Origin of the sequence: Sinomonas sp. (assembly GCF_051955515.1) — a bacterium.
In the GTDB taxonomy this organism is placed as follows: Bacteria; Actinomycetota; Actinomycetes; order Actinomycetales; family Micrococcaceae; genus Sinomonas.
Map to the genome: position 1 here is coordinate 1 of NZ_JBQCGQ010000100.1, position 5308 is coordinate 5308.

A 5308-nucleotide genomic window follows, 5' to 3' on the forward strand; every position below is an offset into this window, starting at 1 on the left:
CCCGCCCCGCCCGGGGGGGGGGCCCCCGCCCCAACGGCTTCGCCCTCCCCCGCCGCGGCCGCGGCTTCGGCGCCGCGCCCCCCCCGCGGGGATGTCGGCGTCAGAGTCCGGCTACTCCCACTCGACCTCGTCGTCGACCACTCCGTCCTCGTCCGCGGCCGCGAGGAGCACCTCGTCCGTGAAGCCCTCGCCGAGCGTGAAGCCGAGCACGAAGTAGCGCTCAGGCTGGCCCGGGTAGATCCCCACCTTGGTGAGGCGCAGGGCCTGGACGAAGCGGTTGTCGTCCACCTCGTCGGGGCTTTCCACGCCGAAGACCTCGCGGACCTTCCCGTCCTGGAGGTTCTGGCAGTGGAAATGCCGGTATTCGACGGCTGGTGAATCCTCGTCCCGCAGGTCCTGCGCTATGCGTTCGCGGGCGGAATCTATGAGTTCCGGGAGGAATCTCAGGCGATAGTCCACCTTGTGCAGACAGGCTTCGTCGAGCCGGTCGTGCTCGCCGATGCTCAGGTCCAGATTGATGGGCACGCCGTCGTGCTCGTAGCGGCCAGGGATGCTCCGTTGCCCCGCCGGCGCAAGGGCGATCTCCCCGAAATGCCGGCTTACTGCCGTCTCCATGAGAAAAAGATAGTCCCCTCACGCGAGGCGCGCGAGGAGGTTGACCGCATCGTGCGGGGCTCGGCCGTCGGCATCGTTGTCGAAGTACACATAGGTGTCGTGACCGTCGGAGAGCCACCGGCGGATCTGGTCTGCCCATGCGTCGAGCGTGCTGTCCGCGTAGCCGCCGCCGTAGAGCCGGGACTCGCCATGGAGGCGGACGTAGCGGAAGCCCCCGGTCTCGTCGTGCAGCACCGGCCACCGGCCCGCGCTGTCGGCGATCACGGTGCAGATGCCGTGGCTTGCGAGGAACGCCCTGGCCTCTGGTGTGTCGAAGCTGTCGTGCCGGGGCTCGAGGGCATGGATCAGCGGGCGCTGCGTGAGCGCAGTGGTCACCGCGCGCTGATCCGGGAGCTTCTCGTCATGACGCTCGGCGAGCCGCGCGGCGTCCTGTGAGGTCCGAGGGAGGAGGGCGAAGAACGGCGCGAGGACCTCGGGAGCGAACGTCAGGCGTTCGGGCAGCTGCCAGAGGAGGGGCCCGAGTTTGTCGCCCAGCGTGAGGATCCCCGAGGCGAAGAAGTTCGCCAGCGCCGTCTCCACGTCCCGCAGCTGTTTCATATGGGTGATGAAGCGCCCGCCTTTCACGGCGAACACGAAGTCCTCGGGCGTCGCGTCGCGCCACGTCTCGTACGACGACGGGCGCTGCAGGGAGTAGAACGAGCCGTTGATCTCCACGGAGGTCATGCGCTCCGCGGCGTACGCCAGTTCGTCCTTCTGGCGCAGGCCCCGGGGATAGAAGTCGCCGCGCCACGTCGCGTAGCGCCATCCCGAGACGCCCACATATGCCCTCGCCACGGTCCCCAGCGTAGGCGCCTCAGCGGCGCGATCCGCCGGGATTGCGCGCCTGGATCGCTTTGAGCGTGTCCGCCACGAGGTCCAGGAAGAGACCCGTCTGTGTCTCGCCCGGCCCGCCGGGGCGCAGGGCGAAGATGTTCCGCGCGAGCTTGATCTCGGGGACATCAACGACGACGACGCCCTCCGGCCGTGATTGGAGCGCCAACTCCGGCACGAGCGCGGCTCCGAGGCCGGCGGAGGCGAGCCCGATGCTCGCGTTGAAGTCGTCGCTGTACGCGACGACGCGCGGCTCGAGGCCGCAGCTTGCGAAGAGGCGGTCGATGACGGCGGCGTCGCTTGTGCCCGGGTGATGGACGATCCACGGCATGCCTCCCAGCTGCCGCGCGGTGACCTGAGCGCCGTCGGCAATTCCCCATGACGACGGCAGGACGACACAGAACGGATCGTCGCCGATCCACTGGCGGTCCATGGTGTTGGGCCACGCGATGCCGGTCTGGCCTACCTGATAGACGAGGACGACGTCGAGATCGCCTCCCGCGAGGAGGCCGCGGATCGTCTCGCCCGGCTCGGCGACCGAGACATGGAGGTCCAGCCCGAGGTGCCGCCAGCGCTCGCTCTTCAGGACCGCAGGCAGGACGTAGGTGGCAAGGCTCGGGAAGATGCCCAGCCTCAGTCGGTGGCCCGCAGCCTCCGCCGCCCGCGCCGTCGCGGCCTTGAGCGCGTCGATGTCGGTGAGCACCTTGGTCGCGTGGCGAGTCATGACGACAGCGGCCTCCGTGGGCGTCACGCTCTTGGGGGAGCGGATGAAGAGCTGCACGCCGGTCTCGCGCTCGAGGGCGGCCATCTGCTGCGACACCGCAGAGGCCGTGTACCCGAGCCGCTGGGCGGCGGCCGCGAAGGAGCCTTGGCGGACGACCTCGAGGAGCGTCTGGAGGTGGACAGGGTTCACCATCTGGGCCTCCTCGGGTGATGTGTCAGGGGGTGGATCACCAGACTACGACACGTGTGAAGGTTGTGGACCGGTGCCGCGACACGCCGAGGGCGAACGACACGATCTTTTTCTCGAGTGTGCATGGAGCCCTCCACATCCTGTGGACGGAGGCTTGCGAAGGCCGGAAATTCGCGGCTCGTCCTGTGTGTTAAGTGTGCAGGACATGTGGACTGCCAGAGCCAGAAATGACATACTTGTAAGACATCATCTTGGGGTTCGCGGCGGCGCCAACCACTACATGTAGTATCGAGGCAGCCGACGGCAGTCCGATCCATTTGGGAAGGCCGCCGGTCATATGGGGGGCCCGCAATGGGCCAAAGCTGAGTCTTCCAGGAGGGAAGGAACCATGAACGTCACGGTCTACACGAAGCCTGCGTGTGTTCAGTGCAACGCCACCTATCGGGCGCTGGACAAGAAGGGCATCGCCTATCAGAGCGTTGACGTCACTCAGGACCCGGAGGCCCTCGAGCGACTCAAGGCCATGGGCTACATGCAGGCTCCCGTCGTCGTCACCGATGGCGGCCACTGGTCCGGCTTCCGCCCCGACAAGATCGATGAGCTCGCCCAGGCGTCCTCCGCTTCGGTGGCCTGATCCGCCGTCGTCCGTTTTTTCTCACCCAGGGGGTGCCGAGGTGACCTCTCTGGTCACGGCTTCGGCAGGCGCGGATGCGCCCGCCGCTCAGCCTGAGCCCCGCCTCGTTTCAAGCCGGCTGATCTACTTCTCGTCCGTCTCGGGCAACACTCATCGCTTTGTGATGAAGCTGGGACTCGACGCCGAACGCATTCCGCTCCACCCCCACGACCGCCCGCTCCGTGCGACTGAGCCCTTCGTGCTCGTTGTGCCGACTTACGGCGGGACTGGGGGAGCGGGCTCGGTGCCGAAGCAGGTCATCAGGTTCTTGAACGACCCGCAGAACCGATCCTTCATCCGAGGGGTCATCAGCGCGGGCAACACGAATTTCGGGGACAACTTCTGTGCTGCCGGCGATATCGTCGCCGTCAAGTGCAAGGTCCCTCACCTTTATCGTTTCGAGCTCATGGGCACGGCCGAGGACGTCGAGCGCGTGAAACAAGGATTGGACGCATTTTGGACACGACTGTCGCAGAACCAGAAGTAGCGGCTGTGGATACCAAGGCCGCTGACCCCAAAGAATTGCCTGCCAAGTACAAGGGCCTGGGCTACCACGAGCTCAACGCGATGCTGAACCTGTACGGCGAGGACGGCAGGATCCAGTTCGAGGCCGACCGCTACGCGGCGCGCCAGTACTTCCTGGAGCACGTCAACACCAACACGGTGTTCTTCCACGATCTCGACGAGAAGCTCGAGTACCTCGTCAAGCACGACTACTACGAGCGCGAGACGCTCGACCAGTACACGATGAACTTCATCCGCGACCTGTGGAGCAGCGCGTACAAGAAGAAGTTCCGGTTCGAGACGTTCCTCGGCGCATTCAAGTTCTACACCTCGTACACCCTCAAGACTTTCGACGGCAAGCGCTACCTCGAGCGCTACGAGGACCGAGTGTGCATGGTGGCACTCCACCTCGCTCGCGGCGATGAGAAGCTCGCGACTCAGCTCGTGGACGAGATCATCTCGGGTCGCTTCCAGCCCGCCACCCCGACGTTCCTCAATGCCGGCAAGAAGCAGCGCGGCGAGCTCGTCTCGTGCTTCCTCCTGCGCATCGAGGACAACATGGAGTCGATCGCCCGGGGCATCAACTCCGCCCTGCAGCTCTCCAAGCGCGGCGGTGGCGTGGCGCTGTCGCTCACGAACATCCGCGAGCACGGCGCGCCCATCAAGCAGATCGAGAACCAGTCCTCCGGCGTCATCCCCGTGATGAAGCTCCTTGAGGACTCGTTCTCCTATGCGAACCAGCTCGGCGCGCGCCAGGGCGCCGGCGCGGTGTACCTGCACGCGCACCACCCGGACATCTACCGCTTCCTCGACACGAAGCGCGAGAACGCGGACGAGAAGATCCGCATCAAGACCCTCTCCCTCGGCGTGGTCATCCCGGACATCACGTTCGAGCTCGCGAAGCGGAACGAGGACATGTACTTGTTCTCGCCCTACGACGTGGAGCGTGTGTACGGCAAGCCATTCTCCGACATCTCAGTCACCGAGAAGTACTACGAGATGGTCGACGACGCGCGGATCAAGAAGACGAAGATCAACGCCCGAGAGTTCTTCCAGACCCTCGCGGAGATCCAGTTCGAGTCGGGTTACCCGTACATCATGTTCGAGGACACGGTGAACCGCGCGAACCCGGTCGCCGGCAAGGTGACCATGAGCAATCTGTGCTCGGAGATCCTCCAAGTTTCGTCGCCGTCGCTCTACAACGAGGACCTCACCTACGGGGAGGTAGGCAAGGACATCTCCTGCAACCTCGGTTCGATGAACATCGCGAAGACGATGGACTCCTCCGACTTCGGCCTTTCGATCGAGACGGCGATCCGTGCGCTGTCCGCGGTTTCGGACATGAGCTACATCCAGTCCGTTCCGTCGGTCGCCGAGGGCAACGCCCAGTCGCACGCGATCGGCCTCGGCCAGATGAACCTCCACGGGTACCTCGCGCGGGAGCGCGTCCACTACGGGTCCGAAGAGGGCCTCGACTTCACGAACATCTACTTCTACACCGTGCTGTTCCACGCCCTGCGGGCGTCCAACCTGCTCGCGCAGGAGCATGGTGCGCCGTTCGGCGGGTTCGAGAAGTCCAAGTACGCCTCGGGGGAGTTCTTCGACAAGTACACCGAGCAGGAGTGGGCGCCGCAGACCGAGAAGGTCCGCGAGCTCTTCGCGAAGGTCCACGTTCCCACTCAGGACGATTGGCGTGCGCTCAAGGCCTCGGTCATGGAGCACGGCATCTACAA

The 5308-nt window shown here is 65.3% G+C and carries 6 protein-coding genes; 3 read left to right on the forward strand and 3 right to left on the reverse strand.

Translation table 11 applies throughout. The annotated features are described in order from the left end of the window. Positions 1–111: 111 nt before the first annotated feature. Genes ACTHL9_RS05475 through ACTHL9_RS05485 form a run of 3 tightly spaced genes read right to left on the reverse strand, consistent with a single transcriptional unit; the run spans position 112 to position 2401 of the window. Positions 112–615: a DUF2004 domain-containing protein gene (locus ACTHL9_RS05475; protein WP_440517837.1), complete on the reverse strand. Its 504-nt coding sequence runs from the start codon at positions 613–615 to the stop codon at positions 112–114. A gap of 18 nt (positions 616–633) precedes the next feature. After that, entirely contained in the window at positions 634–1449 is an 816-nt protein-coding gene (locus ACTHL9_RS05480; RefSeq protein WP_440517838.1) for a DUF72 domain-containing protein, read from the reverse strand. Positions 1450–1468: 19 nt separating this feature from the next. Continuing rightward, a complete protein-coding gene (locus ACTHL9_RS05485; protein WP_440517839.1) occupies positions 1469–2401 on the reverse strand; it encodes a LysR family transcriptional regulator in 933 nt (310 codons plus the stop codon). Positions 2402–2786: 385 nt separating this feature from the next. On the opposite strand from ACTHL9_RS05485, the gene nrdH reads away from it, so the two are divergent. The 3 genes from nrdH to nrdE all read left to right on the forward strand — a co-directional run. After that, the gene (gene nrdH, locus ACTHL9_RS05490; protein ID WP_440517840.1) at positions 2787–3032 is read left to right on the forward strand and encodes a glutaredoxin-like protein NrdH; all 246 of its coding nucleotides are present in this window, start codon (positions 2787–2789) and stop codon (positions 3030–3032) included. Positions 3033–3072: 40 nt separating this feature from the next. After that, entirely contained in the window at positions 3073–3558 is a 486-nt protein-coding gene (gene nrdI / locus ACTHL9_RS05495; protein ID WP_440517841.1) for a class Ib ribonucleoside-diphosphate reductase assembly flavoprotein NrdI, read from the forward strand. Between the two features lie 80 nt (positions 3559–3638). After that, positions 3639–5308, forward strand: a 1670-nt coding sequence (nrdE, locus tag ACTHL9_RS05500; RefSeq protein ID WP_440517842.1) for a class 1b ribonucleoside-diphosphate reductase subunit alpha, incomplete at its 3' end; no start/stop codon positions are given.